This is a genomic window from Variovorax stachyos (assembly GCF_051400855.1).
In the GTDB taxonomy this organism is placed as follows: domain Bacteria; phylum Pseudomonadota; class Gammaproteobacteria; order Burkholderiales; family Burkholderiaceae_C; genus Variovorax.
In genome coordinates this window covers 390,755-413,316 of the sequence record NZ_JBLFFN010000004.1, presented here as the reverse complement: position 1 = coordinate 413,316, position 22,562 = coordinate 390,755, and the positions used below count along the sequence as shown (strand labels likewise).

Annotated in this window: 26 protein-coding genes and 1 pseudogene; 17 read left to right on the top strand and 10 right to left on the bottom strand. The window is 68.9% G+C overall.

Going from position 1 to position 22,562, the window contains the following annotated elements; all coding sequences use genetic code 11:
• Nucleotides 1–17 precede the first annotated feature (17 nt).
• From ACMGEZ_RS10130 to egtB, 8 genes are all read right to left on the bottom strand, one after another.
• Complete coding sequence (locus ACMGEZ_RS10130; protein ID WP_436822136.1) at nucleotides 18–2,285, bottom strand: xanthine dehydrogenase family protein molybdopterin-binding subunit; 2,268 nt, start codon at nucleotides 2,283–2,285, stop codon at nucleotides 18–20.
• Nucleotides 2,282–3,274, bottom strand: a complete 993-nt coding sequence (locus ACMGEZ_RS10125; protein WP_436822135.1) for an FAD binding domain-containing protein — start codon at nucleotides 3,272–3,274, stop codon at nucleotides 2,282–2,284. The genes ACMGEZ_RS10130 and ACMGEZ_RS10125 overlap by 4 nt, the downstream gene beginning before the upstream one ends.
• The gene (locus ACMGEZ_RS10120) at nucleotides 3,271–3,876 is read right to left on the bottom strand and encodes a 2Fe-2S iron-sulfur cluster-binding protein (protein WP_436822134.1); all 606 of its coding nucleotides are present in this window, start codon (nucleotides 3,874–3,876) and stop codon (nucleotides 3,271–3,273) included. Before ACMGEZ_RS10120 ends, ACMGEZ_RS10125 begins: the two co-directional genes overlap by 4 nt.
• A gap of 203 nt (nucleotides 3,877–4,079) precedes the next feature.
• Entirely contained in the window at nucleotides 4,080–4,517 is a 438-nt protein-coding gene (locus ACMGEZ_RS10115; RefSeq protein ID WP_068683349.1) for a universal stress protein, read from the bottom strand.
• A 108-nt stretch (nucleotides 4,518–4,625) separates the two neighbouring features.
• Complete coding sequence (locus ACMGEZ_RS10110) at nucleotides 4,626–5,369, bottom strand: 2OG-Fe dioxygenase family protein (RefSeq protein ID WP_436822133.1); 744 nt, start codon at nucleotides 5,367–5,369, stop codon at nucleotides 4,626–4,628.
• A complete protein-coding gene (locus tag ACMGEZ_RS10105; protein WP_436822132.1) occupies nucleotides 5,366–5,647 on the bottom strand; it encodes a DUF427 domain-containing protein in 282 nt (93 codons plus the stop codon). The genes ACMGEZ_RS10110 and ACMGEZ_RS10105 overlap by 4 nt, the downstream gene beginning before the upstream one ends.
• A 33-nt stretch (nucleotides 5,648–5,680) precedes the next feature.
• On the bottom strand, nucleotides 5,681–6,667 hold the full coding sequence (gene egtD, locus ACMGEZ_RS10100) for an L-histidine N(alpha)-methyltransferase (RefSeq protein WP_436822131.1): 987 nt from the start codon (nucleotides 6,665–6,667) through the stop codon (nucleotides 5,681–5,683).
• On the bottom strand, nucleotides 6,664–7,917 hold the full coding sequence (egtB, locus tag ACMGEZ_RS10095) for an ergothioneine biosynthesis protein EgtB (protein WP_436822130.1): 1,254 nt from the start codon (nucleotides 7,915–7,917) through the stop codon (nucleotides 6,664–6,666). Before egtB ends, egtD begins: the two co-directional genes overlap by 4 nt.
• Nucleotides 7,918–8,080: 163 nt before the next feature.
• Between egtB and ACMGEZ_RS10090 the strand changes: the two genes are divergently transcribed.
• From ACMGEZ_RS10090 to ACMGEZ_RS10065, 6 genes are all read left to right on the top strand, one after another.
• The gene (locus ACMGEZ_RS10090) at nucleotides 8,081–9,427 is read left to right on the top strand and encodes an NAD(P)/FAD-dependent oxidoreductase (protein WP_436822129.1); all 1,347 of its coding nucleotides are present in this window, start codon (nucleotides 8,081–8,083) and stop codon (nucleotides 9,425–9,427) included.
• A gap of 193 nt (nucleotides 9,428–9,620) precedes the next feature.
• On the top strand, nucleotides 9,621–9,998 hold the full coding sequence (locus tag ACMGEZ_RS10085; protein WP_436822128.1) for a SnoaL-like domain-containing protein: 378 nt from the start codon (nucleotides 9,621–9,623) through the stop codon (nucleotides 9,996–9,998).
• Between the two features lie 59 nt (nucleotides 9,999–10,057).
• Entirely contained in the window at nucleotides 10,058–10,468 is a 411-nt protein-coding gene (locus tag ACMGEZ_RS10080; RefSeq protein WP_436822127.1) for a VOC family protein, read from the top strand.
• Nucleotides 10,458–11,039, top strand: a complete 582-nt coding sequence (locus ACMGEZ_RS10075) for a GNAT family N-acetyltransferase (RefSeq protein ID WP_436822126.1) — start codon at nucleotides 10,458–10,460, stop codon at nucleotides 11,037–11,039. The genes ACMGEZ_RS10080 and ACMGEZ_RS10075 overlap by 11 nt, the downstream gene beginning before the upstream one ends.
• Before the next feature lie 17 nt (nucleotides 11,040–11,056).
• Nucleotides 11,057–11,479 carry a GNAT family acetyltransferase gene (locus ACMGEZ_RS10070; RefSeq protein WP_436822125.1) on the top strand — a complete coding sequence of 141 codons (423 nt, stop codon included), beginning with the start codon at nucleotides 11,057–11,059 and terminating at the stop codon, nucleotides 11,477–11,479.
• 122 nt (nucleotides 11,480–11,601) lie between these two features.
• Entirely contained in the window at nucleotides 11,602–11,991 is a 390-nt protein-coding gene (locus tag ACMGEZ_RS10065; protein WP_436822124.1) for a lysozyme inhibitor LprI family protein, read from the top strand.
• 19 nt (nucleotides 11,992–12,010) lie between these two features.
• On the opposite strand, the gene ACMGEZ_RS10060 is transcribed toward ACMGEZ_RS10065, so the two are convergent.
• Nucleotides 12,011–13,702, bottom strand: coding sequence for a long-chain fatty acid--CoA ligase (locus ACMGEZ_RS10060; RefSeq protein WP_436822123.1), 1,692 nt, complete (start codon nucleotides 13,700–13,702; stop codon nucleotides 12,011–12,013).
• Nucleotides 13,703–13,893: 191 nt separating this feature from the next.
• Here ACMGEZ_RS10060 and ACMGEZ_RS10055 point away from each other — a divergent pair, with 191 nt between their 5' ends.
• The 9 genes and pseudogenes from ACMGEZ_RS10055 to ACMGEZ_RS10015 all read left to right on the top strand — a co-directional run bounded on the left by ACMGEZ_RS10055 (nucleotide 13,894) and on the right by ACMGEZ_RS10015 (nucleotide 20,179).
• Complete coding sequence (locus ACMGEZ_RS10055; protein ID WP_436822122.1) at nucleotides 13,894–14,334, top strand: OsmC family protein; 441 nt, start codon at nucleotides 13,894–13,896, stop codon at nucleotides 14,332–14,334.
• A 101-nt stretch (nucleotides 14,335–14,435) separates the two neighbouring features.
• Nucleotides 14,436–14,672: pseudogene (locus ACMGEZ_RS10050) on the top strand (tripartite tricarboxylate transporter substrate-binding protein); the annotation flags it as partial.
• 118 nt (nucleotides 14,673–14,790) lie between these two features.
• Nucleotides 14,791–15,579, top strand: coding sequence for a GntR family transcriptional regulator (locus ACMGEZ_RS10045; protein ID WP_436822121.1), 789 nt, complete (start codon nucleotides 14,791–14,793; stop codon nucleotides 15,577–15,579).
• On the top strand, nucleotides 15,576–16,367 hold the full coding sequence (locus ACMGEZ_RS10040) for a transporter substrate-binding domain-containing protein (RefSeq protein ID WP_436822120.1): 792 nt from the start codon (nucleotides 15,576–15,578) through the stop codon (nucleotides 16,365–16,367). The genes ACMGEZ_RS10045 and ACMGEZ_RS10040 overlap by 4 nt, the downstream gene beginning before the upstream one ends.
• 12 nt (nucleotides 16,368–16,379) lie before the next feature.
• Nucleotides 16,380–17,042, top strand: coding sequence for an amino acid ABC transporter permease (locus ACMGEZ_RS10035; RefSeq protein ID WP_436822119.1), 663 nt, complete (start codon nucleotides 16,380–16,382; stop codon nucleotides 17,040–17,042).
• A gap of 11 nt (nucleotides 17,043–17,053) precedes the next feature.
• Nucleotides 17,054–17,707, top strand: a complete 654-nt coding sequence (locus tag ACMGEZ_RS10030) for an amino acid ABC transporter permease (protein WP_436822118.1) — start codon at nucleotides 17,054–17,056, stop codon at nucleotides 17,705–17,707.
• On the top strand, nucleotides 17,691–18,476 hold the full coding sequence (locus ACMGEZ_RS10025) for an amino acid ABC transporter ATP-binding protein (RefSeq protein ID WP_436822117.1): 786 nt from the start codon (nucleotides 17,691–17,693) through the stop codon (nucleotides 18,474–18,476). Before ACMGEZ_RS10030 ends, ACMGEZ_RS10025 begins: the two co-directional genes overlap by 17 nt.
• 72 nt (nucleotides 18,477–18,548) lie before the next feature.
• Complete coding sequence (locus ACMGEZ_RS10020) at nucleotides 18,549–19,088, top strand: YceB family lipoprotein (RefSeq protein ID WP_436822116.1); 540 nt, start codon at nucleotides 18,549–18,551, stop codon at nucleotides 19,086–19,088.
• Nucleotides 19,089–19,174: 86 nt separating this feature from the next.
• Complete coding sequence (locus ACMGEZ_RS10015) at nucleotides 19,175–20,179, top strand: glycerophosphodiester phosphodiesterase (RefSeq protein ID WP_436822115.1); 1,005 nt, start codon at nucleotides 19,175–19,177, stop codon at nucleotides 20,177–20,179.
• Between the two features lie 22 nt (nucleotides 20,180–20,201).
• Here the strand turns inward: ACMGEZ_RS10015 and ACMGEZ_RS10010 are convergent, their stop codons facing one another.
• On the bottom strand, nucleotides 20,202–20,675 hold the full coding sequence (locus ACMGEZ_RS10010; RefSeq protein WP_436822114.1) for a Cd(II)/Pb(II)-responsive transcriptional regulator: 474 nt from the start codon (nucleotides 20,673–20,675) through the stop codon (nucleotides 20,202–20,204).
• 55 nt (nucleotides 20,676–20,730) lie between these two features.
• On the opposite strand from ACMGEZ_RS10010, the gene ACMGEZ_RS10005 reads away from it, so the two are divergent.
• The gene (locus tag ACMGEZ_RS10005) at nucleotides 20,731–21,381 is read left to right on the top strand and encodes a cation efflux transmembrane domain-containing protein (RefSeq protein ID WP_436822113.1); all 651 of its coding nucleotides are present in this window, start codon (nucleotides 20,731–20,733) and stop codon (nucleotides 21,379–21,381) included.
• A 138-nt stretch (nucleotides 21,382–21,519) separates the two neighbouring features.
• On the top strand, nucleotides 21,520–22,551 hold the full coding sequence (locus ACMGEZ_RS10000; RefSeq protein ID WP_436822112.1) for a P1 family peptidase: 1,032 nt from the start codon (nucleotides 21,520–21,522) through the stop codon (nucleotides 22,549–22,551).
• Nucleotides 22,552–22,562: the final 11 nt, after the last annotated feature.

Sequence of the window (22,562 nt, the reverse complement as noted above, 5' to 3'; positions counted from 1 at the left end):
TCCCCCGGTGAGCAGGCTCAACGCAGCTTGTCGAGCGTGATCGGAAGTTCGCGAATGCGCTTGCCGGTCGCGTTGTAGACCGCATTGGCGACCGCGGCACCCACGCCGGTGATGCCGATCTCGCCGATGCCGCGCACGCCGAAGGGGCTCTGCGGGTCGGGGATGTCGGTCCACATCACGTCGATCTGCGGCACGTCCAGATGGACTGGCAGGTGATATTCCGCCAGCGTCGGATTCATGATGCGCCCGCACCGCTCGTCGAACAGCGTCTCCTCGGTGAGCGCCAGGCCCAGGCCCATGATCATGCCGCCGCGGAACTGGCTCGCCGCCGTCTTCGGATTGATGATTCGCCCCGTGTCGAAGGAACCGAGCAGGCGCGAGACACGCGTTTCGCCCGTCACGGCATTCACGCGGACCTCGCAGAAGATCGCGCTGTACGAATGCATCGAGTGCGTTTCCATCTCGGCGGGCGCAGGCGATTCGGCGGTGGCCTCCATCCGCTCGCGGCCGGCGCGCCGTAGCAGCGCGACATAGTCTTCGTGGCGCGACGGATCGGCGCGGGCGCAAAGACCGCCATCACGCGCCTCGACCTCTTCCGGCCGGAGCCCCTCCAGCGCGGAGCCCTTGCCGGCCGCATCGAGCAGCGCCTCGATCAGCTGCCTGAAGGCCGCCTGCACGGTGGCCGCTATCGATACGCTCTGGGACGAGCCGCCGGCCATGGTGCCGGTCGGCAGCGCGCTGTCGCCGTACTCGAACGACACACGGTCCGCCGGCAGGCCCAGCAGCTCGGCGGCAAGCTGCGCCTGTGCCGTCGCGGTGCCCATGCCCATCTCGTGCGCCCCCATCTTCACGGTCGCGCGCCCTTGTGCATCGAGCGCGATGCTGGCGGATCCGCCGGGCATGCGGTAGTAGGGATACGTGCCGGTTGCAACGCCCTGGCCGATGAGCCATTCGCCCTCGCGACGCGAGCCCGGCACCTGGTTGCGCTGGTCCCAGCCGAAGCGCTCCGCGCCGCGGCGGTAGGCTTCGACGAGGTGCCGCGAAGAAAAAGGCTTGCCCGTCGTCGGATCCTTCGGCGGCTCGATGCGGCGGCGCAGCTCGATGGGGTCGAGCTTCATTGCCTCGGCCAGTTCATCCAGCGCGCTTTCGAGCGCGAAGCTGCCGACCGATTCGCCCGGCGCGCGCATGAAGGTGTTGGCAACCATGTCGAGTTCGACCACCTCCTGTGCGATCAGGAAGGCATCGGCCGCATAGAGGTGCCGCGCCGGGAAGCTGAATTGCTCGGGGCAGAGGTTGTGGCTGGTCACGGCGGTCACGCCCGTATGAACCAGCGCAGCCAGCGTTCCGTCGGCCTTGGCGCCCAGCGCAACGCGCTGCTCGGTCAGGGTGCGTCCGCCTGTCGCGCGAAACACGCCCTCGCGCGTGAGCGCCAGCCGCACCGGCCGGCCGAGTTCGCGCGATGCAGCGGCAGCGAGCACGTGATGGTTCCAGACCGCCTTGTTCCCGAAGCCGCCACCCACATAGGGCGAGAAGATGCGGACCTTGTCCTCCGCGAGTCCGAAGACCTCGGCCATCGTGGAGCGGGTGAGATGCACCATCTGCGAGGCATCGTGCACGTGCAGCTCGCCGGATTTCCACGCGACGGTGACTGCGTGCGGCTCGATCGCGCAATGGTTGTAGCGCGGCGTGCGGTAGCGGCCGTCGACGCGGTACGCGGCCTTGGCGAGGGCCGATTCGGCATCGCCGATCTCGACTTTTGCCGGCTCGCCCAGCACGTCCTGGGGCGCATGCGCGCCCGCCTGCGCCTGCGCGAACGAGACCGCGGCCGCCTCGGGCGAGTACTTCACCCGGATCAGGGTACAGGCATGGTCGGCCTGCTCCTGCGACGCCGCGACGACCATCGCGACGGGCTGTCCGTTCCATTGGATCTCGGCGTCCTGCATCACAGGCAGCTTGCTCGCCGCCGCGCCCTTGGGATCGGCCATCATCAGCAGCGGCGCCTTGAGGCGCGGCATGTTCTCGTGGGTCAGGACGCGCAGCACGCCCGGTGCTGCCGCAGCCGCGGCGGTGTCCATGGATGCGATGCGGCCGCGCGCAATGCTGCTGTAGACCAACGCGCCGTAGGCGAGTTCGTCCAAAGCGACCTCGGCTGCGAAGCGTGCCTCGCCCTGCACCTTGAGCGGTCCGTCGACCAGCGAGAGCGGCTTGCCGATCCCGCGGCCGGTCGCCGGAGTGGCGCCTGGCGAAGTGCGTGTCTCGATGGTCTCTTCAACGCTCATGCTCATGCTCTTGCTCCTGCGTTCAGCTCCAGCAGCGTGGCCAGCATCGTGCGCCGAGCCAGTTCGATCTTGAAACCGTTGTCGCGCAGCGGCCGCGCGTGCTGCAGTTCGGCCGCCGCGGCAGCCTCGAAGCTGGCGCGCGTGGCGGGCTGCCCGCGAAGCGCCGTCTCGGCGTGGCTCGCACGCCAAGGCTTGTGCGCGACGCCGCCCAAGGCGATGCGCACCTCGCCAATGGTGCCGTCGGCCTCGACCCGCAACACCGCCGCGACCGACACCAGGGCGAAGGCATAGCTCGCCCGGTCGCGCACCTTGCGGTACGTCGAATGGCGTGCCGCGGCGAGGGGCGGCAGCTCGATCGCGGTGATCAGCTCGCCATCCGCAAGCTGGGTCTCGTGGTGGGGCTCCTCGCCCGGCAAGCGATGAAGCTCGGTCAGTGCGAGCGAGCGGCGGCCCGACGGGCCTTCGAGGTGGACCACCGCGTCGAGCGCCGCCAGCGCCACGCACATGTCCGAAGGGTGCGTCGCCACGCAGGCGGACGACGCGCCCAGGATGGCATGCATGCGGTTGAATCCGTCGACGGCGTCGCAGCCGGCGCCCGGGGTGCGCTTGTTGCATCGCGCCGCGTCGTCGTAGAAGTAGTGGCAGCGGGTGCGCTGCAGGATGTTGCCGGCGACCGTTGCCATGTTGCGGATCTGCGCCGAGGCACCCGACAGCAGCGCACGCGAGAGCACCGGGAAGCGCTCGCGGACGGCGGCATGCGCGGCCACGGCGGTGTTCCTGGCCGCCGCGCCGATCAGCACGCTGCCGTCGTCACGGGCATCGATGGCGCTGGACAGCCCGGTCACATCGACCAGTGCCTCCGGTTGCTCGATGGTCTCGCGCATCAGGTCGACCAGGTTGGTCCCGCCGCCGAGATACCGGGCATGGGGCCGGGCGCCGAACATCCGCACCGCTTGCGACGAATCGGCCGCGCGCGCATAGCTCAGTTCGTTCATGGCCGGTCCTCGCTCGCGAAGTGGGTCTGGATCGCCTTCACGATTCCGTTGTGCGCACCGCATCGGCACAGATTGCCGCTCATGCGTTCGCGCAGCTCGTCGTGCGAGAGCTCCATCGTGCCGCTCGACAGGTCCGAAGTGACGGCACTCGGGACGCCCCGCGCCACTTCGCCGGCCATGCCGAGCGCCGAACAGATCTGGCCCGGCGTGCAGTAGCCGCACTGGAAGCCGTCGTGCTCGATGAAGGCCTCCTGCAGCGGATGCATCCGGCCGTTCGATGCCAATCCCTCGATGGTGGTGACGGACCGCCCCTGGTATTGCACGGCCAGCGCGAGACAGGCATTGATGCGCTCGCCATCCACCAGCACGGTGCATGCACCGCAGGCACCCTGGTTGCAGCCCTTCTTGGTGCCTGGAAGCTTCAGGGTTTCGCGAAGGAGATCGAGCAGCGAGGTGCGCAGGTCGCAGTCGACTTCGTGTTCCCGATCGTTCACACGCAGGCGCATGCGCGCCCTGCCGGAGAGAAAGGTCGATGCGGATGGCCGCGGCGCACGCGCTGCAACGGGCTCTGCCAGGCTGGCGCCGCCTGTGTCGTGAGGCATGGGAATTCCTTTCGTTGGAAGTTGCCTGCATGCACGCGACGCCGGTCGCTCGGGCGCGGATCGATGGCAGCGCGATGTGGCAAGCGCGCCGATGTTCGACCGCTTGCGGCCGGGATGTGTAGGTCAACGGAGCACGGTCCCGCCGGCCAAGCGCGATGGCCGCGGCCGTTGCAAATAGAAAAGACTCTTTTCTGCGCGGACGCTCAGCCCTTGACCACGAGCACCGGCACCTTGGCATCCTGCAGCACGCGCTGCGTGACGCTGCCCAGCAGCAGCTTCTCGATGCCCGAACGCCCGTGCGAACCCATCACGATCAGGTCGGCGCCGATCGCCTCGGCCGTGTCGACGATGCCTTCGTGCACCACGTGGCCGTCGATCACGCGCTGGTCGCTGTGCAGGCCTTCGGCGGCCAGCGCCGCGACGCCGCGCGCCAGCGCTGCGTTGGCGCTGCTGGTGGCCGCTGCAAGGTATTCGTTCTGGCCCAGCGCGTAGTCGGCGCCGACGCCGATGAAGGGATAGTTGTCCACCACGTGGATGAGGGTGATGCGGCTGCCGAAGGCCAACGCGAGTCCGCTGGCCTTGCTCACCGCGAGCATCGATGTTTCGGAGCCGTCGATCGGAACCAGGATGTGATTGAACATGGCTAACCTCGTTTGTTCACGTGATGGCTCTCAGCCGAACCGGGCCTCGAATGTACATCCAGGGAGAGGGCCGGGCTGTAGGACTTCTACGGCCCGGCGCAGTGGTGCCTAGTCGCCCTGGAACGAGCCGGCGCGGCAGGTCACGACCAGCGTGTCGCGCCAGCCGGGCTGGGTCTCCACCACCGGCTGGATCGGCGTCGATTCATGGATCACGCGCGCATCGTCGATGACCATCAGGGTCCACGGCTCCGTCATGGTGAAGCGCTCGCCGCGACGGCCCGCGGCCTCGAACACGCGCGTCTCGCCGCCCTTGATGTTGTGGCGCCCGACCAGCGCCACCGCGACCAGGTCGACACCGTCGCGGTGCGCGCCCTCGGGCGTCGGCCGGCCGATGCCTTCGGCGGTATCGATGCGAAACTGGTGCGCCTCCACGTACCAGCGCTGCCTGCCACGCAGGCCGTTCGCCACCTCGGCCAGGCCCTTGATGAGCGCCTGCCACGCGGGCTGCACCAGCGTGCCCGCCTCCATCGGCGCGAACCAGCGCTGCATGCCGCCATGCAGCGCGTTGTATTCGACCGGCTGCCAGTGCGCGCGATGCGGCACCTGCTCGATGACCGCGTCCTCGACGATGAAGCAGGCGTGGCGCCGGGTGCGGTAGCGGCCGCCGTCCTTCAGGTACTCGTCCAGCGGCAGATGGTTCCAGTCGGCGTGCAGCGGCTCGAGCTGCGCGAGCGGACAGCCCAGCCATTGGGCAACGCCCTGCGGGCTCAGCACCGCGTAGCCGTCCTGGCGCAGTGCGGGGACGAGTCGGTCTACGGGAGTGAAAGGCGGATCGAAGATCCCGGAGCTCACTCGCTCACCTTCACACCCTTCCAGAAGGCGACGCGGTCGCGCACCATTTCGGCCTCGGGCTTGGGGTCGGCGTAGTACCAGGCAGCATCGGCATTGAGCTCGCCGTTGACCAGCAGCGAGTAGTAGCTGGCCGTGCCCTTCCACGGGCAAGTGGTCTTGTGGTTGCTGAAGGTGACGAAGTCGCGATTGAGCGCGCTCGCCGGGAAATAGTGGTTGCCTTCGACGAGCACGGTGTCGTCGCTCTCGGCGATGGTGACGCCGTTCCAGGTTGCTTTCATCCAGATCTCCAACCCGCAGACGGCGGGACGGAGCTATTGTGCCGCGGGCGACTGCAACCAGTGCACGCTGAAAAGCCGCTCGGGATCGGTCCACACGGCCGCCGGCCTGAGCCCGGCCTTCGCGGCCAGCGCCTGCAGGCCATCGACGGTGAACTTGTACGAGTTCTCGGTGTGCATGGTCTCGCCCTCCTCGAAGTGGAAGCGCTGCCCGTCGAGCGTGACGGTTTGCGCGCGGCGGCTCACCAGATGCATCTCGACGCGGCGCAGCGGCGCGTTGTAGAAGGCCGTGTGCCAGAAGCCTTCCAGGTCGAAGTCGGTGCCGAGCTCGCGGTTGGCACGGCGCAGCAGGTTGAGGTTGAAGGCCGCCGTCACGCCCTCCGCGTCGTTGTAGGCGGCATGCAGCCGCGCCGGGTCCTTGACGAGGTCCACGCCCAGCAGCAGGCCGCCGCCGCGCAGCAGGCGCTGTGCGAGCTGCAGGAAGGCGAGCGCCTCCTCGGGGCTGAAGTTGCCGAGCGTCGAGCCGGGAAAGAAGCCCACGCGCTGGCCCATGCCCTCGCCGCGCGCCGGCAGCACCAGCGGCATCGTGTAGTCGGCCACCAGTGGCTGCACCCCGAGCTGCGGGTAGTCGTCGCGCAGGCGCTGCGCGGCCGCCTCGAGGTGCTGGCCCGAGATGTCGATGGGCACGTAGCGCCGCGGCGCGTGCAGCGCATCGAGCAGCAGGCGCACCTTGGTGAGCGAGCCCGCGCCGAACTCGATGACCTCCGCATGGCGGCCGATCTGCGCCGCGATCTCGGGCGCGCGTTCGGTGAGGATGCGCATCTCGGTGCGGGTCGGGTAGTACTCGGGCAGCTCGCAGATGCGGTCGAAGAGCTGCGAGCCGGCCGCGTCGTAGAAGAACTTGGGGGAGATGCTGCGCGGGCTGCGGCTCAGTCCCTCGAACAGCTCACGGCCGAAGTCGGAGAGCGGCGCAGCACGCTGTGCGCTGCGGAAGGCATGGAGGCTGATGGCGGGAATACTCATCGCAGATCCTTGGCGAGCCGTAGCCCCGAGAACTGCCAGCGCGCGGCCGGCGGAAAGAAGTTGCGGTAGCTGGGCCGCGCATGGCCCGCGGGCGTGGCAACGCTGCCGCCGCGCAGCACCAGCTGGCCGACCATGAACTTGCCGTTGTATTCGGCCGCCACGCCCGACAGTGGGCGGAAGCCCGGGTAGGGGTCGTAGGACGAGCGCGTCCATTGCCAGACATGGCCGCTCATCTGCGAGATGCCGCGCGCGCCGTGCGCGGCCTCCCACTCGAACTCGGTGGGCAGGCGCGCGCCGGCCCACTCGGCATAGGCCGCGGCCTCGTAGAAGCTCAGCTGCGACACCGGCGCCTCGGGTTCCATCGGCCGCACGCCATGCAGGCCGAAGACCTGCCACCCCGCCGTCGTGCCATGGTGGGCCAGGCGCGGATCATCGGCGGCGAGCCAGTACGGCGGGTGACGCCAGCCCTGGGCCTGCACCGCGGCCCAGCCGTCGGAGAGCCACAGCTCGGGCCGCTGGTAGCCGCCATCGGCGATGAACTGCGCGAACTCGCCGCAGTTCACCAGCCGGTCCGCGATCGCGTAGGGCTGCAGCAGGGCTGCGTGGCGCGGCGTCTCGTTGTCGAAGCAGAAGCCGTCGCCGTCATGGCCGACCTCGATCATGCCGCCCGGCCGCTCGAGCCAGCGCAGCGCCGGCGCGACCGATGCCAGCCGCAGCGTCGGCGCGGGTGCGGCGCGGTAGGCCGGCAGCAGCGGATTGCAGGACAGTGCATGCAGGATGTCGGTGAGGATCAATTCCTGGTGCTGCTGCTCGTGGTTCAGGCCCAGTTCGACGATTGCGGTGATCGCGTTCCAATCGGCCGTGCCGTCATCGCTGGCGAGCAGCGCCTGCACCGCCTCGTCCACATGGCGCCGGTAGGCGTGCACCTGCTCGAGCGAAGGCCGCGTCAGCAGCCCGCGCTGGGGGCGCGGATGGCGCGGCCCCAGTGCCTCGTAGTAGGAGTTGAAGAGATAGCCGAAGGCCGCGTCGAACACCCGATAGCCCTGGGCATGCGGCTGCAGCAGCACGGTCTCGAAGAACCAGGTGGTGTGCGCCAGGTGCCACTTGGTCGGACTGGCGTCGGGCATCGACTGGATGCACTGGTCTTCCGCCGAGAGCGGGGCTGCCAACGCGAGGCTGTGCGCACGCACCGCCTGGAAACGAGCGCGCAAGTCGTCCGCCTTTGGCGTCGCCTGCCGGGTGAGCTTCATGGGGTCTCCATTGTTGGACCGAAGGTTTTAGCCCATGTATCCGGGCCGGCGCCGTAGGACAAGGGCCCGCGGCCCGCAGCCCCAGCACGGCGCACGGCCGTCGAACGCGACACTTTGGCACAAGACGCCGGTGCGTGCACGAGGCCTGCGTATCATCCGGCGGATGAGCATGCCCCCCTCCTCCACCCGGCCCCGAATCGTGATCATCGGCTGCGGCTTCGGCGGACTCGAGGCAGCGCGCAAGCTGCAGCACGCGCCCGTCGACATCACCATCGTCGAAAAGACCAACCACCACCTGTTCCAGCCCCTGCTCTACCAGGTCGCGACCGCCGGCCTGGCGGCGCCTTCGATCGCAGCGCCGGTGCGCCTGCTGTTCCGCCGGCAGCCCAACATCACGACCCTGCTCGGCGAGGCGACGCGCATCGACGCCGGCGATCGCGAGGTGCATCTGGCCGACGGCACCCGCCTGCCGTATGACCACCTGATCGTGGCCGCGGGCGCGACCCACAGCTACTTCGGCCACGACGACTGGTCGCGCATGGCCCCGGGCCTCAAGACCCTGGCCGATGCCTTCGAGATCCGGCGCCGGATCCTCATGAGCTTCGAGGCCGCCGAGGTCGAGACCGACCCGGCGCGCCGGCGTGCCCTGCTCACCTTCGCCGTGATCGGCGCCGGGCCGACCGGCGTGGAGATGGCCGGCACCCTGGCCGAGATCGCTCGCCACACCCTCAGCGGCGAGTTCCGCCGCATCGACCCGCGCACGGCCGAGGTGCTGCTGATCGAGGGCGGCCCCCGCGTGCTGCAGGCCATGCCCGAGGTACTGAGCCAGCGCGCGCTCGAGCAGTTGCAGAAGCTGGGCGTGCAGGTGCGCCTCAATGCGCGCGTCACCGCAGTCTTGCCCGATGGGCTGGAGGTGCAGTCACCCTTCAGCGATGGCGGTGCCGGCAACGGCACCCATCGCATTGCGTGCCATTGCGTGATCTGGGCCGCCGGCGTGGCCGCCTCGCCGCTTGGGCGGATGCTGGCCGACGCCACGGGCGCCGAATGCGACCGCGCCGGCCGCGTGAAGGTGCTGCCCGACCTCAGCCTGCCCGACCATCCGGAGATCAGCGTCGTCGGCGACCTCGCGGCGGCCATGAGCCACCGCCCCGGCAAGGAGCCCGTGCCGGTGCCCGGCGTCTCCCCCGGCGCCAAGCAGGCGGGCCGCGCCGCGGCGGCGAACATCCTGCGCCGCATCGCCGGCAAGGAGACGGTCCCCTTCCGCTACCGCGACTACGGCAACCTCGCCACCATCGGGCGCAACTCGGCCGTGGTCGACCTGGGCACGCCACTGGGACCGCTGCGCTTCTCCGGCCGCCTCGCGTGGCTGTTCTGGTTGTTCGCCCACGCCTATTTCCTGATCGGCTTCCGCAATCGCATCGTGGTGCTGATGGACTGGGCCAGCGCCTACTGGAGCTTCCAGCGGCACGCGCGTGTGGTGGCGGAGGTGCAGGGCAAGGGCGAGGCCTGAAAGCCGGCCTGAACGCCGCGGTGCAAGCCCGCGCCGCGGCCCGGGTTTTGCGCATGACCGGCGCCGCTCGCCGCGCATCCTTGCCAAGCTCCGGTCCCGCCGGTGGCCGAGGCAGACAAACTGCATCCGTTCTCCGGTTCTCCGGTTCTCCGGTTCTCCGGTTCTGCGTTGGTATCGAAACGAAAGGAAGCTTATGAGCACGACGATGGAAGTGGCCAAGAGCTTGGTCGCGCTGTGCAAGGAAGGCAAGTTCGACGAGGTCATGAGCACGCTGCTCGCCGAAGACGTGGTCAGCGTGGAGGCCGCGGCCCTGCCGGGCATGCAGCGGGAATCGAAGGGCCTCGCGGCCGTCAAGCAAAAGGGCGAGTGGTGGTCCAGCAACCACGAGGTCCACTCCGTCGACGTCACGGGGCCGTGGCCGCATGACGATCGCTTCATCGTCGGCTTCCGCTTCGACGTCACCTTCAAGCCCGAGTCCAAGCGCTTCACCGTGGACGAGGCGGCGCTCTACACGGTGAAGGACGGCAAGATCGTGCGCGAGGAGTTCTTCTACGACACGAGCGGCATGTAGCGGGCGGTGACCCCCTTCGCCATCTTCCCGGCATGGTGCATGGTGACTGAGCGCACGCCATGATCCACATTCGCGACATCGACCATATCGTCCTGCGCGTCGTCGACCTCGACGCCATGCTCGGCTTCTACTGCGATGTGCTCGGCTGCACGGTCGAACGCCGGCAGGACGCCATCGGCCTGATCCAGCTGCGCGCAGGGCGCTCGATCGTGGATCTCGTGCCCGTCGATGGCGAGCTGGGCCGCGCCGGCGGCGCCCCACCCGGCCGCGAAGGCCGCAACCTCGACCACTTCTGTCTTCGCGTCGATCCCTTCGATGAAGCGGCCATACGCAGCCACCTCGCGGCGCATGGCGTGCAGGCCGGGCCGACCGAAGCGCGCTACGGCGCGGAAGGCAGCGGCCCTTCCATCTACCTCCAGGATCCGGAGGGCAACGTGGTCGAGCTCAAGGGTCCGCCCGGTGCACTCTGAACGGCTGCGCTTCCTCGAAGTCACGCCCGAGCGCTGGGCCGACTTCGAGCGCCTGTTCGAGGCGCCCGGCGCCCCCGGCTACTGCTGGTGCATGGCCTGGCGCGCAACGCCCGAGGAGGCCAGGCACGGCGACCGCGCCAGCCGCAAGGCGGCGATGCAGGCGCGCATCTGCGGCGGAACGCCGGTGGGCCTGCTGGCCTACGACGGCGAGGACGCGCCGGTCGCCTGGTGCTCGATCGCGCCGCGCGCCAGCTACCGCCGCCTGGTCCGCGATGGCAGTCCGGACGAGGGCATCTGGTCCATCGCCTGCTTCTTCGTCCTGCGCCGCTTGCGCGGCACGGGCGTGATGCGCCGGCTGATCGCAGCCGCGGTGCGCCATGCACGCGCCAAGGGTGCGAAGGTGGTCGAGGCCTACCCGGTGGATGCCGACTCGCCGAGCTATCGCTTCATGGGCTTCGTGCCGGTGTTCGCCGAGGCCGGCTTTTCCGAAGTGGGGCGCGAAGGCACGCGGCGCCACGTCATGCGGCTCGCGCTGCACCAGCGGGCCAGGCGACACTCGCCCTCTCCCTGACTACCCCCTTTTCCGTGATGAAGATCCGCCCTTTCCAGCCCGCCGACGAAGCCGGCGTGATCGCCCTGTGGCAGGCCTGCGGCCTCACGCGCCCCTGGAACGACCCGCACCGCGACATCCAGCGCAAGCTCGGCGAACAGCCGGAGCTCTTCCTGGTCGCCACCGGCGACGACGGGGCGCTGCTCGGCTCCGCGATGGTGGGCTTCGACGGCCACCGTGGCTGGGTCTACTACCTCGCTGTCACGCCCGAGCACCGGCGCATGGCCATCGGCCGCGCGCTCATGCAGGAGGCCGAGCGCCTGCTCATCGAGCGCGGCTGCCCGAAGATCAACCTCCTGGTGCGCTCGTCCAATGCCGAAGTGGTCGCCTTCTACCGCAGGCTCGGCTACACGCAGGACGACGTGATCAGCCTCGGACGCCGGCTCATCCACGACAGCTGACACGCATCGAATTTCGGCCTGGTGGCCCGTCGGCATTCCGGTGCAGATCGGTGGAAGTCGAATTCCGCTCCTGGCCGGCGCAGAATACGAGCTCCGACCCCCAGCGATCGCGGAGTTTCACAATGAAGAAACTGATCTGCCTCGGCACCGCCCTGCTCCTGCTTCCCTGCACCGTCTTCGCCGAGGAGCCGTGCAGGACGCGCAACACGGCCGAGATCAACCAGTGCGCACAACAGGCGCTGGAGCGCAAGGACAGGGAGCTCAACGCCGCCTACCAGGCGCTGCTGAAGTCGCTCGAGCCCCCCGGCAAGGCGGATGCCGTCGACTACGCCAGCGCCCGCCAGCTGCTGCAGCAGGCACAGCGGGACTGGGTCCAGTTCCGGGACAACGACTGCAAGGCCAAGTACATGCTCAATGCCGGTGGCACGGTGCGCGACATCGCCGCGCTCGGCTGCCAGATCGAGCACACGGAGCAGCGCACCAAGCAGCTCAAGGACTGGCTCAAGGCCTGAGCAACGCCCCGGCGGCGGCTCAGCCCTTGTTCTCTGCCTCCTGCAGCAGCCGCCACATCACCTTCCCGCTTCCACTCTTGGGCAGCACGTCGACGAACTGCACGCTGCGCGGGATCTTGTAGACGGCCATGTTCTCGCGGCACCAGTCGATGATTTCCTGCTCGGTGGTGTTCTTGTGTGTGGCGCGCAGCACCACCACCGCCTTGACCGACTCGCCACGATAGGCATCCTTCGTGGAGATCACGCAGGCCTCCTGGATGGCCGGATGGCGGAACATCAGGAGCTCGACCTCGGCCGGCCAGACCTTGAAGCCGCTGGCGTTGATCATGCGCTTGAGGCGGTCGGTGATGAAGAAGTAGCCGTCCTCGTCCATGCGGCCCATGTCGCCGGAACGGAAGAAGCGCTTGCCCTCGAACTCGACGAAAGCCGCCTCGGTCGCGTCGGGCCGCTTCCAGTAGCCCTGGAACACCTCGGGCCCGTGGATGATGATCTCGCCCGATTCGCCGATCGGCATTTCCTTCAGCGTGTCGGGGTCGACCACGCGTGCATCGGTGCTCATGAAGGGAATGCCCAGGCACTGCTGCTTGGGATTCTCGAAGGGGTTGGTGTGCGAAGGCGCCGCGGTCTCGGTGAGCCCGTAGCCTTCGGCGTACTTGAGCCCGTACTGCTCGTAGAGCCGCTGCGCCACCGCCTGCGGCATCGCCGCGCCACCGCCGCCGATGTGCACCAGGCTGCTGAGGTCGAAGCTCGCGAAGTTCGGGCTGCCCAGCAGGTCGATCACCATGGTGGGGATGTTCGTCCAGCTCGTGACCTTGCGGCGCGAGATCAGCCGGCCGGCCACCTCCCGGTCCCAGCGCGGCATGACGACCAGCGTGCCCGCGCTCATGATGACGGTGTGCAGCACGCTCACCGTGCCGGTGATGTGGAACATCGGCACCACCGCCAGCACCACCGTCTCCGACGAGCTCAGGCCCCACAGCTGGCAGGCGTAGGCGTTGTGCATCAGGCTGGAATGGTGGTGGATGCAGCCCTTGGGCAGGCCGGTGGTGCCGCTGGTGTAGGGCAGGAGCGCCATGTCGTTGGCGCCCACCACATGCGCGGGCGGCGCGTGGCCGGCCGCCAGCGCATCGGTCCAGGCCATGACCCGGCCGCCGGCCAGCGAAGGCAGCGGATGGCGGGTGAGCAGCCAGTCGCGCCACGTCGCCGGTGGCGCCTCGTCGCCCTGCGCTTCCGGGTCGAAGGCATCGGTGAACTGCGTGACGATCAGGTGCGCGAGGCGCTCGCCCGGCGCGAGCGCGTCGCTGGCCTTGGCGAGCTCGGGGGCCAGGTCGCCCGTGGTGATGGCCACCTTGGCGTCCGGGTCGGTGATGTAGTGCTTGAGCTCCTCGGCCCGGTTCATCGGGTTGACCGGCACCACCACCGCGTTGGCGCGCAGGATGGCGAAATGCGCGATCACCAGCTGCGGGCAGTTCTGCATGTCCAGCACCACGCGGTCGCCGCGCTGCACGCCCAGCGCATGCAGTGTGCCCGCCAGCCGCTCGACCTGCTCGGCGAGCTCGCGATACGAGGTCTCGCGGCCGAAGAAAACCAGCGCGGTCTTGTCCGGAAAGCGCTGGGCAGCGGTGGCGAGGTTGTGCCACAGCGAGGTGGCAGGGACGGTGATCGAACGGGGCAGGCGCTGCGGCCAGAACTTGTAGTGCGGGCGATCCATACGGGCTCCATTGGGACGGGCAAGCCTACGATGCCACACGGGCCAGCCGCATCGGGGAAGCCCCCACCGGGTCGCATCGGTGACTCCCTCGAAAGGGGACGCTTCGCTCGTCCCGCCGGCTGACAGACATGCCGCGCGTTCCGGCGTACAACGGCGGCTCCTTCACCCCCATCACCACGAGGAGCTCTCTCATGGCAGCAGACAAGCGCGCAAGTGTTCACTGGGAAGGCGCCGGCAAGACCGGCATGGGCCGGATCAGCACGGAGACGGGCGCACTCAAGGACTACCCCTACGGCTTCAAGAGCCGCTTCGAGGACGACCGCACGGGCACGAACCCGGAGGAGATCCTGGGCGCGGCACACGCGGGCTGCCTCACCATGGCCCTGGCCTTCGCGCTGGAAGGCGCCGGCTACACCGCCACCCGCATAGACACCCAGGCCGCGGTGCGCCTCGCCAAGGACGGCCCCGGCTTCAAGATCGACCGCATCCAGCTCGAGCTGGAAGCCACCATCCCCGGCATCGACGAGGCGAAGTTTCAGGAGCTCGCCGCCGGCGCCAAGGCGGGCTGCCCGCTGTCGAAAGCGCTCGCGAGCGTGCCCGAGATCACGCTGAACGCAACGCTCAAGACCTGAAACCGCGCTGTCTATGTTCGTCTCCCCAAACGAGGAGACGAACATGAACGGCAACATCAAGAAGACGCTGCTCGCGGCGTGGTGCCTCGCGGCCTCGGCCGCTGGTCACGCCCAAGCTGCCGGTCAACAACCTGCCGGAGTTCGAGGCGCGGCCCGGCCAGATCACCTACGGCTCGGCCGCCAACGGAGGCATCAGCCACCTGGTGCCCGAGATGTTCAAGACCGCCACGGGTCTCTACATGGTCCATATCCCCTATCAGGGTAGCGCGCCGGCGTTTACCGACTTGATGGGCGGCCAGATGCAGTTCATGGCCGAATCCATTCCCCAGGCGGCCAACCAACGGCCAGCGCCCGCACCTTGCCCTCTTGTGGGACTGATGTCCGGCCTCCTGTGCGCCTGATTGGTGCGCAGATCTTGCATACAAGCAGGCACGGAACCTGCTGGTATGCAGGAACATGTCCATCACCGCTCCCGAAATCAGTGCACGCATCGTCGAAGCGGTGATGGCGCAGAAGCTCGCCCCCGGCGCGCGCCTGGGCGAGCAGCAACTGGCGATGCTGTTCGACTGCAGCCGCACCATCGTGCGGGAGGCGCTCACGCGCCTGGCGGCCCGCGGCATCGTGACCGTGAGCGCGCGGCGCGGCTGGTACCTGATCGAGCCCTCGCAGGACGAGGCGCGCGAGGCCTTCGAAGCGCGCAGAGTGATCGAGTCCGGCCTGATCCGCAGCGCCGGGCGCATCGGCAAGGACGCCCTGCGCTCGCTCAAGGCGCATCTGCAGCGCGAAAAGGCCGCGCTCAAGGGCAGCGATGTCGGCACGCGCAGCTACCTGCTGGGCGACTTCCATGTGTGCCTGGCCGAATGCCTGGGCAATTCGCTGCTGGCCGACACGCTGCGCGACTTCACGGCGCGCACCACGCTCATCGCCATGCTCTACCAGTCATCGCACGACGCCGCGCAGTCCTGCGACGACCATGTACGCATCGTCGCGGCGCTGGAGCGCGGCGACACGGCCGGTGCCGAGGCGCTGATGGTCGAGCACATCGGCAACGTGCAGTCAGCCTTGCGCGTGCAGGCCCAGGCCGACCCGCTGGCGCGGCTGCGCGATGCGCTCGCACCGCTTCAGGGCACGCCACCGGCTGCCAAGGCCAAGGCACAGCTCTTGCGTAGCCGGCGCAAGACCCAGGCCTCCGTCGCCACACCTTCACCCGACGATTCATCGACTTACCTAGGAGCCCTGCTATGAAGATCTCGAAGCGCCAGTTCTCGCTGACCCTCGCTTTCGCCGCCTTGCTCGCCACCGGTGCCGCCCAGGCCCAGAATGCGCTCGACAACGTGCTGAAGTCCAAGACCCTCAAGGTCGCCATTCCCACCGACTACCCGCCCTACGGCTTCGTCGGCCCGGACATGGCGCCCCAGGGCCTGGACGTGGAGATGGCGAAGCTCATCGCCGCCAAGCTCGGCGTCAAGGCCGAGCTGGTGCCCGTTACCAGCGCCAACCGCATTCCCTACCTGCAGACGAAGAAGGCCGACCTCGTGATTTCCACGCTGGGCAAGAACGCCGAACGCGAGAAGGTGATCGACTTCAGCGCGGCCTATGCGCCCTTCTTCCAGGCCGTGTATGCGTCCAAGGGCCTCGCCATCAAGAGCTTCGCCGACATGGCCGGCAAGAGCGTGGCCGTGACCCGCGGCGCGATGGAAGACCAGGAGCTCGCCAAGGTGGCGCCGGCCAATGTCGACTACAAGCGCTTCGAGGACAACAACGCCACCATCGCCGCCTTCGTCGCCGGCCAGACCCAGACCATCGCCACCAGTGCCGCAGTGGCCGGCAACATGATGCAGAAGAACCCGCAACTGGGCGCCGAGTACAAGCTGCTGCTGAAGGACAGCCCCTGCTTCGTGGGCATCGCCAAGGGCGAGGATGCGCTGAAGGCCAAGGTCAACGAAATCATCGCCGCCGCCAAGAAAGACGGCACGCTCGACGCGATGTCGAAGAAGTTCCTCGGCAAGGAAGCCGGCGACCTGCCCTCCTGACGCGGCACCGCCATGGGCATCGAGTTCGACTTCGGGGCCGTGCTCGGCCAATGGCCGCTGCTGGTCAGGGGCGTCCTGTGGACGCTGGGCCTCACGCTCATCGCCACTTTGATCGGCATGGCGGTGGGCATCGCCTGCGCCTGGGCGCGCGCGAGCGGGCCGGCCTGGCTGCGCTGGATCGTGGGCAGCTACGTGGAGTTGATCCGCAACACGCCCTTCATCGTGCAGCTGTTCTTCATCTTCTTCGGGTTGCCGGCTGCGGGCTTCAAGCTCTCGCCAGAGACGGCCTCGGTGATCGCGATGGTGATGAACCTCGGCGCCTATGCCACCGAGATCATCCGCGCCGGCATCGAGGCCACGCCGCGCGGCCAGATCGAGGCCGCCGTGAGCCTGGCGCTGAACAAGGTGCAGGTCTTCACGCGCGTGGTGCTGCCGCCGGCGATGAAGAAGGTCTGGCCCGCGATGGTGAGCCAGATCATCATCGTGATGCTGGGCTCGGCCGTGTGCAGCCAGATCTCGACCGAGGAGCTGAGCTACGCGGCCAACCTGATCCAGAGCCGCAACTTCCGCGCCTTCGAGGCCTTCATCATCGCGACCGCCATCTACCTGGCGCTGTCGGTGGCGGCAAGGCGGCTGCTCAACTGGGCAGGCCCGAAGTTCTTCTTCGGCAAGTAGGCAGCAAGCACATGATCGAGTTCTCCCTCTGGGACATCATGCGCAACCTGCTGCTGGCGCTGCGCTGGACGGTGGTGCTGTCGCTGATCGCCTTCGTCGGTGGCGGGCTGGTGGGCGGCCTGCTGCTGTTCCTGCGCCTGTCGGGCGGGCCGCTGGCCGAGCGGCTGATCGGCCTCTACGTGCAGCTGTTCCAGGGCACGCCGCTGCTGATGCAGCTGTTCCTGGCCTACTTCGGCATCGCGCTTCTCGGCGTCGAGGTCTCGGCCTGGACGGCGGCGTCGGTCGCGCTGACGCTCTACACCAGCGCCTTCCTCACCGAGATCTGGCGCGGCTGCGTGGCCGCCATTCCCAAGGGCCAGTGGGAGGCCTCGGGCAGCCTGGCACTGAGCTTCGGCGAGCAGATGCGCCATGTGATCCTGCCGCAGGCCAAGCGCATCGCCATCGCGCCCACCGTGGGCTTTCTGGTGCAGGTGATCAAGGGCACGGCGCTGGCTTCGGTGATCGGCTTCGTCGAGCTGACCAAGGCCGGCAGCATGATCTCGAACGCCACCTTCAAGCCCTTCGTGGTCTTCAGCTGCGTGGCCCTGCTTTATTTCGCGCTGTGCTTTCCCGTGAGCCTGTACGCCAAGAACCTCGAAAGGAAGATCCATGGCGCTCATCGCTGAAGCCCCGCCCGCGGCACCGGCCGCCGAGGGCGGCGCGCCCATCGTCCGCATCACCGCCCTGCGCAAGGCCTATGGCAGCAACGAGGTGCTGAAGGGCATCGACCTCGATGTCCGGCGCGGCGAGGTGATCGCCATCATCGGCAAGAGCGGTTCGGGCAAGAGCACGCTGCTTCGCTGCATCAACGGCCTGGAGGTGTTCCAGGAAGGCTCGCTCACGGTCGACGGCAAGCCGCTGCTGCACGAAAGCGCGATGGCCATGCGCGAGCTGCGGCAGCACGTGGGCATGATCTTCCAGAGCTTCAACCTGTTCCCGCACCTCACGGTGGGCAGGAACGTGATGCTGGCGCCGACGCTGGTCAAGAAGCGCAGCAGCCTGGATGCCGCCTCGCAGGCGCGCAAGCTGCTCACCCGCGTGGGCCTGGAGCAGAAGTTCGACGCCATGCCCGATCAGCTCTCGGGCGGCCAGCAGCAGCGCGTGGCCATCGCGCGTGCCCTCGCGATGGAGCCTGCAGTGCTGCTGTGCGACGAGATCACTTCCGCGCTCGACCCGGAGCTGGTCGGCGAGGTGCTGCGCGTCGTCGAGTCCCTGGCCGACGAGGGCATGACGCTGCTGATGGTGACGCACGAGATGAGCTTCGCGCGCAAGGTCAGCGACCGCGTGATCTTCATGCACCAGGGCCGCGTGCACGAGATGGGGCCGCCGGCCGAGCTGTTCGGGAACCCCCGGACCGCTGAGCTGAAACAGTTCCTCTCGTCCCTTCACGACTGAACCATCGGGCTGTGGCAAGCTCCCAGCGGTATGCAGTACCGCTCTCTCCCGCCACTGTCCCGCCGTCTCCTGGTGCGCGCCCTGCTCGGCGCAGTTGCAGCGCCCGCGCCTTTCGCAGCGCTTGCGGGCTTCAATTTCTTCACCAGCGAATACACCGCGAGCCGTGAAGAGCTGCAGGCGCAGATCGCCAAGCGCTTTCCAGTGCAGCAGCGCTACGCCGAGATCTTCACCGTCGCCTTGCGCGACCCGCAGCTGGGCCTGGACGCCGGGGCCAACCGGGCCGCGATCACGGCCGTGCTCAGCATCGCCAGTCCGCTGCTTCGGCCGTCGACGGTGGAGGGCGTGGTCTCGGTCAGCAGCGCGCTCAGGTACGACGCGCCGGCCCGCGCGCTGCGGCTCGACCAGCCGAGGGCCGAGCGGCTCGAACTGCAGGGCGTGACCGGCCGTGACGCCGAGCGCCTGCAGCAGATCGGCGCGGTGGTCGCGCAGGAGCTGCTGCGCGACCAACCGCTGCGCACCTTCACCGCCGAGGAGCTGACCGTTGGGCGCAAGACCTACGAGATCGGTGACATCACCGTGCAACAGGATGGCATCAAGGTAGAGCTGAGATGAGCTCTCCCCCAGGTTGGCCCACTTCGTGTGGCCGCCCACCCCCTCACCGGGGGCAACACCAGCGGCCCGGCAAAGCCGGTTCCGCGGTGTTTCCCGAACGGGCCTCGCTGCGCTTGCCCGCGGCGTGGCTGGCTGCGGCACTGTGGCTTGCGGGCTGCTCTGCGCCGAGCCCAGGCGAGATGCGCGGCTTCGACCTCCAGGCCCACCGCGGCGGCCGCGCGGTCGCGCCGGAAAACACGCTGGCCGCCTTCGACAACGCGATGGACATGGGCGTGACCACGCTCGAGCTCGACATCGGGCTCACGGCAGACGGCGTGGTGGTGATCTCGCACGACACGGTGCTCAACCCCGCCCATACGCGCGACGCGAACGGCGCCTTCCTGGCTGCCAAGGGGCCGGCGATCCGCGCGATGACCTTCTCGCAGCTGCAGGCCTACGACGTCGGCCGCATCGACCCCGCGACCGCCTACGGCAAGCAGTTCGCACTGCAGGTGCCGCGCGACGGCGAGCGCATCCCGGCCCTGGCCGCACTCTTCGATCGGGTGCGCGCGCGCAACGCCACGCAGGTCCGCTTCAACATCGAGACCAAGCTCGACCCGACGCGCCCGGACGAGACCGCGGCGCCGGATCAGATGGTGCGCGCGCTGCTCGCCGAGATCGACAAGGCGGGCATGGGCCCGCGCGTGACCGTGCAGAGCTTCGACTGGCGCACGCTGGCGCTGGTCGGCCAGTGGTCGCCGCAGCTGCAGCGCGCCTACCTGACGACCGGCCGCACGCTCAAGGACCCGCGCTGGACCTCGGGCCTGCGGCTCGAGGATTTCGGCTCGGTCCCGCGCCTGGTGAAGGCCGCCGCCGGAACGGGTCCGGGCAAGGTGATCTGGTCGCCCGCATTCAACGACCTCACCGCCGCGCAGGTCCAGGAGGCGCGGGCGCTGGGCTTCCAGGTCGTGCCATGGACGGTGAACCAGCGCGCCGACATGGCGAGGCTGATGGACTGGCAGGTGGACGGCATCATCACCGACGACCCTGCACTGCTGCGCGACCTGATGCGCGAACGGCGCATGCCGCTGCCGCCGCCCATGAAACCCTGAGCGCCCTTGCCTCGGGCGAGGCCTAGACGTGGCGCGTGGCCCGCGTCCCGCGCGCTTCACCCGAAGGCTGCGCATCGGCACGCGCATGCAACGCCTCGATGATGTGGCAGTGCGCATCGCTGCCGTCGCAGCAGTCGCGCAGCGCGATCAGGTCCTTCTCGAGCGAACGCAGCTCTCGCAGCCGCTCGCGCACATGGCCCAGGTGCGCATCGAGCGCCACGCTCGCCGCGGCGCAGTCGGCCTTGCTGCGCAAGTCCAGCCCGAGCAGCGCGCGCACTTCGACCAGCGACATGTCCATCGCGCGGCACAGGCGGATGAAGCGCAGCCGGTGCACGTCGGCATCGGTGTAGAGGCGGTAGCTGTTGTCGCCGCGGGCTTGCGGCTCGACCAGGCCTTCCTTCTCGTAGTAGCGGATGTTGGTGGCGCTCAGGCCGCTGCGCGCGGCGGCATCGCCGATGCGGTAACCCTGCTCGGCGGGCGGAATTGCGACAGGCATGGCTTGACCTTCCAGTGACTTCAACCTTTCCAATCGTGCCATCCCTGGAGAAACCATGCCTGCGAACTGCTGCGAACACGATCACGACCATGAACACCTTTCGGCCTCCGACACGCCGCGCTACCGGCGCGTGCTCTGGGTGGCGCTGGCGCTCAACGTGCTCATGTTCGTGGTCGAGATCGGCGCCGGCTTCCGCTCGGGTTCGGTGTCGCTCCTGGCCGATGCGATCGACTTCTTCGGCGACGCCGCCAACTACGGTGTCACCCTGGCGGTGCTGTCGATGGGCCTCGCCTGGCGCGCCCGCGCCGCCGTGCTCAAGGGGCTGAGCATGCTGGGCTTCGGCCTCTTCGTGGCCGGCAAGACCTTCTGGTCGGCAGCGCAAGGCGTGCCGCCCGAAGCGCTGACCATGGGGGTGGTGGGCATGCTGGCCCTGGGCGTGAACGTGGGGGTCGCAGTGCTGCTCTACGCCTTCCGCGAGGGCGACGCCAACATGCGCAGCGTGTGGCTGTGCTCGCGCAACGATGCCATCGGCAACGTGGCGGTGATGCTCGCCGCGCTCGGCGTCTTCGGCACCGGCTCTGCCTGGCCCGACCTGGTGGTCGCGGCGGCGATGGCGGCGCTGGCCCTCAGCGGCGGCTGGTCGGTGCTGCGGCAGGCACGCGGCGAGCTGGGCCGCGCGGATGCGGCGCCAGCGAAGCGCGCATGAGCCGCACGGCCGCCCGAAGGCTCATGGAACCGCAGCCAAGGCGAAGGTACTCCAGTGAGCCGCACGGCCGCCCCGAAGCGAATCGCACCGTAGCAGCCCCGTGAGCCGGTTCGGCCGGCGGTTCCATAATCGTCGGCGATGTCCCAGCAGCCTTCCCCCTCTTCTTCCTCTTCCACTGTGCCGACCGCGGGCGCCATCACCGACGTGCCCGGTATCGAGGTCGGCCATTTCAGCGATTCGCGCCGGCCCACCGGCTGCACCGTGATCCTGGCGCGCGAGGGAGCAGTGGCCGGCGTGGACGTGCGCGGTGCCGCGCCGGGCACGCGCGAGACCGATGTGCTCGCGCCCGGCAACTTCGTCCAGCAGGTGCACGCCGTGATGCTCGCAGGCGGCAGCGCCTGGGGCCTGGCCGCGGCCGAGGGCGCGATGCGCTGGCTGGAGGAGCGCGGCATCGGCCTCGACGTGCGCTTCGGCACCCTGCCGATCGTGCCGGCCGCCGTGCTGTTCGATCTGCCTGTCGGCGATCCGCGTATCCGCCCCGATGCGGCTGCCGGCTATGCCGCCTGCGATGCCGCATCCACTGCCCCGCCAGCCGAGGGCAATGTGGGCGCCGGCAGCGGCGCGCTGGTGGGCAAGCTGTTCGGCGTGCACCGCGCGATGAAGGGCGGCATCGGCACCGCCTCGGTCACCGTCAACGGCGTGACCGTCGGCGCACTGATCGCCTGCAACGCACTCGGCGACGTGCTGGACCCCGACACGGCGCAGGTCGTGGCCGGTGCGCGTACCGAGGACGGGCGCGCGCTGCTCGACACCCGGCGCGCCCTCCTGCGCGGCGAGCTGCCCAAGCCCCTGCTGGCCGGCACCAACACCACGTTGGGCGTGGTCGCGACCGATGCCGTGCTGACCAAGGTGCAGGCCAATCGCCTCGCGTCCGTGGCCCACGATGGCCTCGCGCGCGCCATCAATCCGGTGCACACCATGAGCGACGGCGACACCCTGTTCGCGCTCGCGACCGGGCGCGTGCCGCTCGAGGGCGATGCACCGGGGATGACGGTGCTGGGCACGATGGCGGCCGAGGTCGTGGCACGGGCGACGCTGCGGGCCGTGCGGGCGGCGCGCACGGTGCGGGTCGGCGACAGCTACTTTCCGAGCGCAACCGAATGGCCCTGACGGGCGTTCGA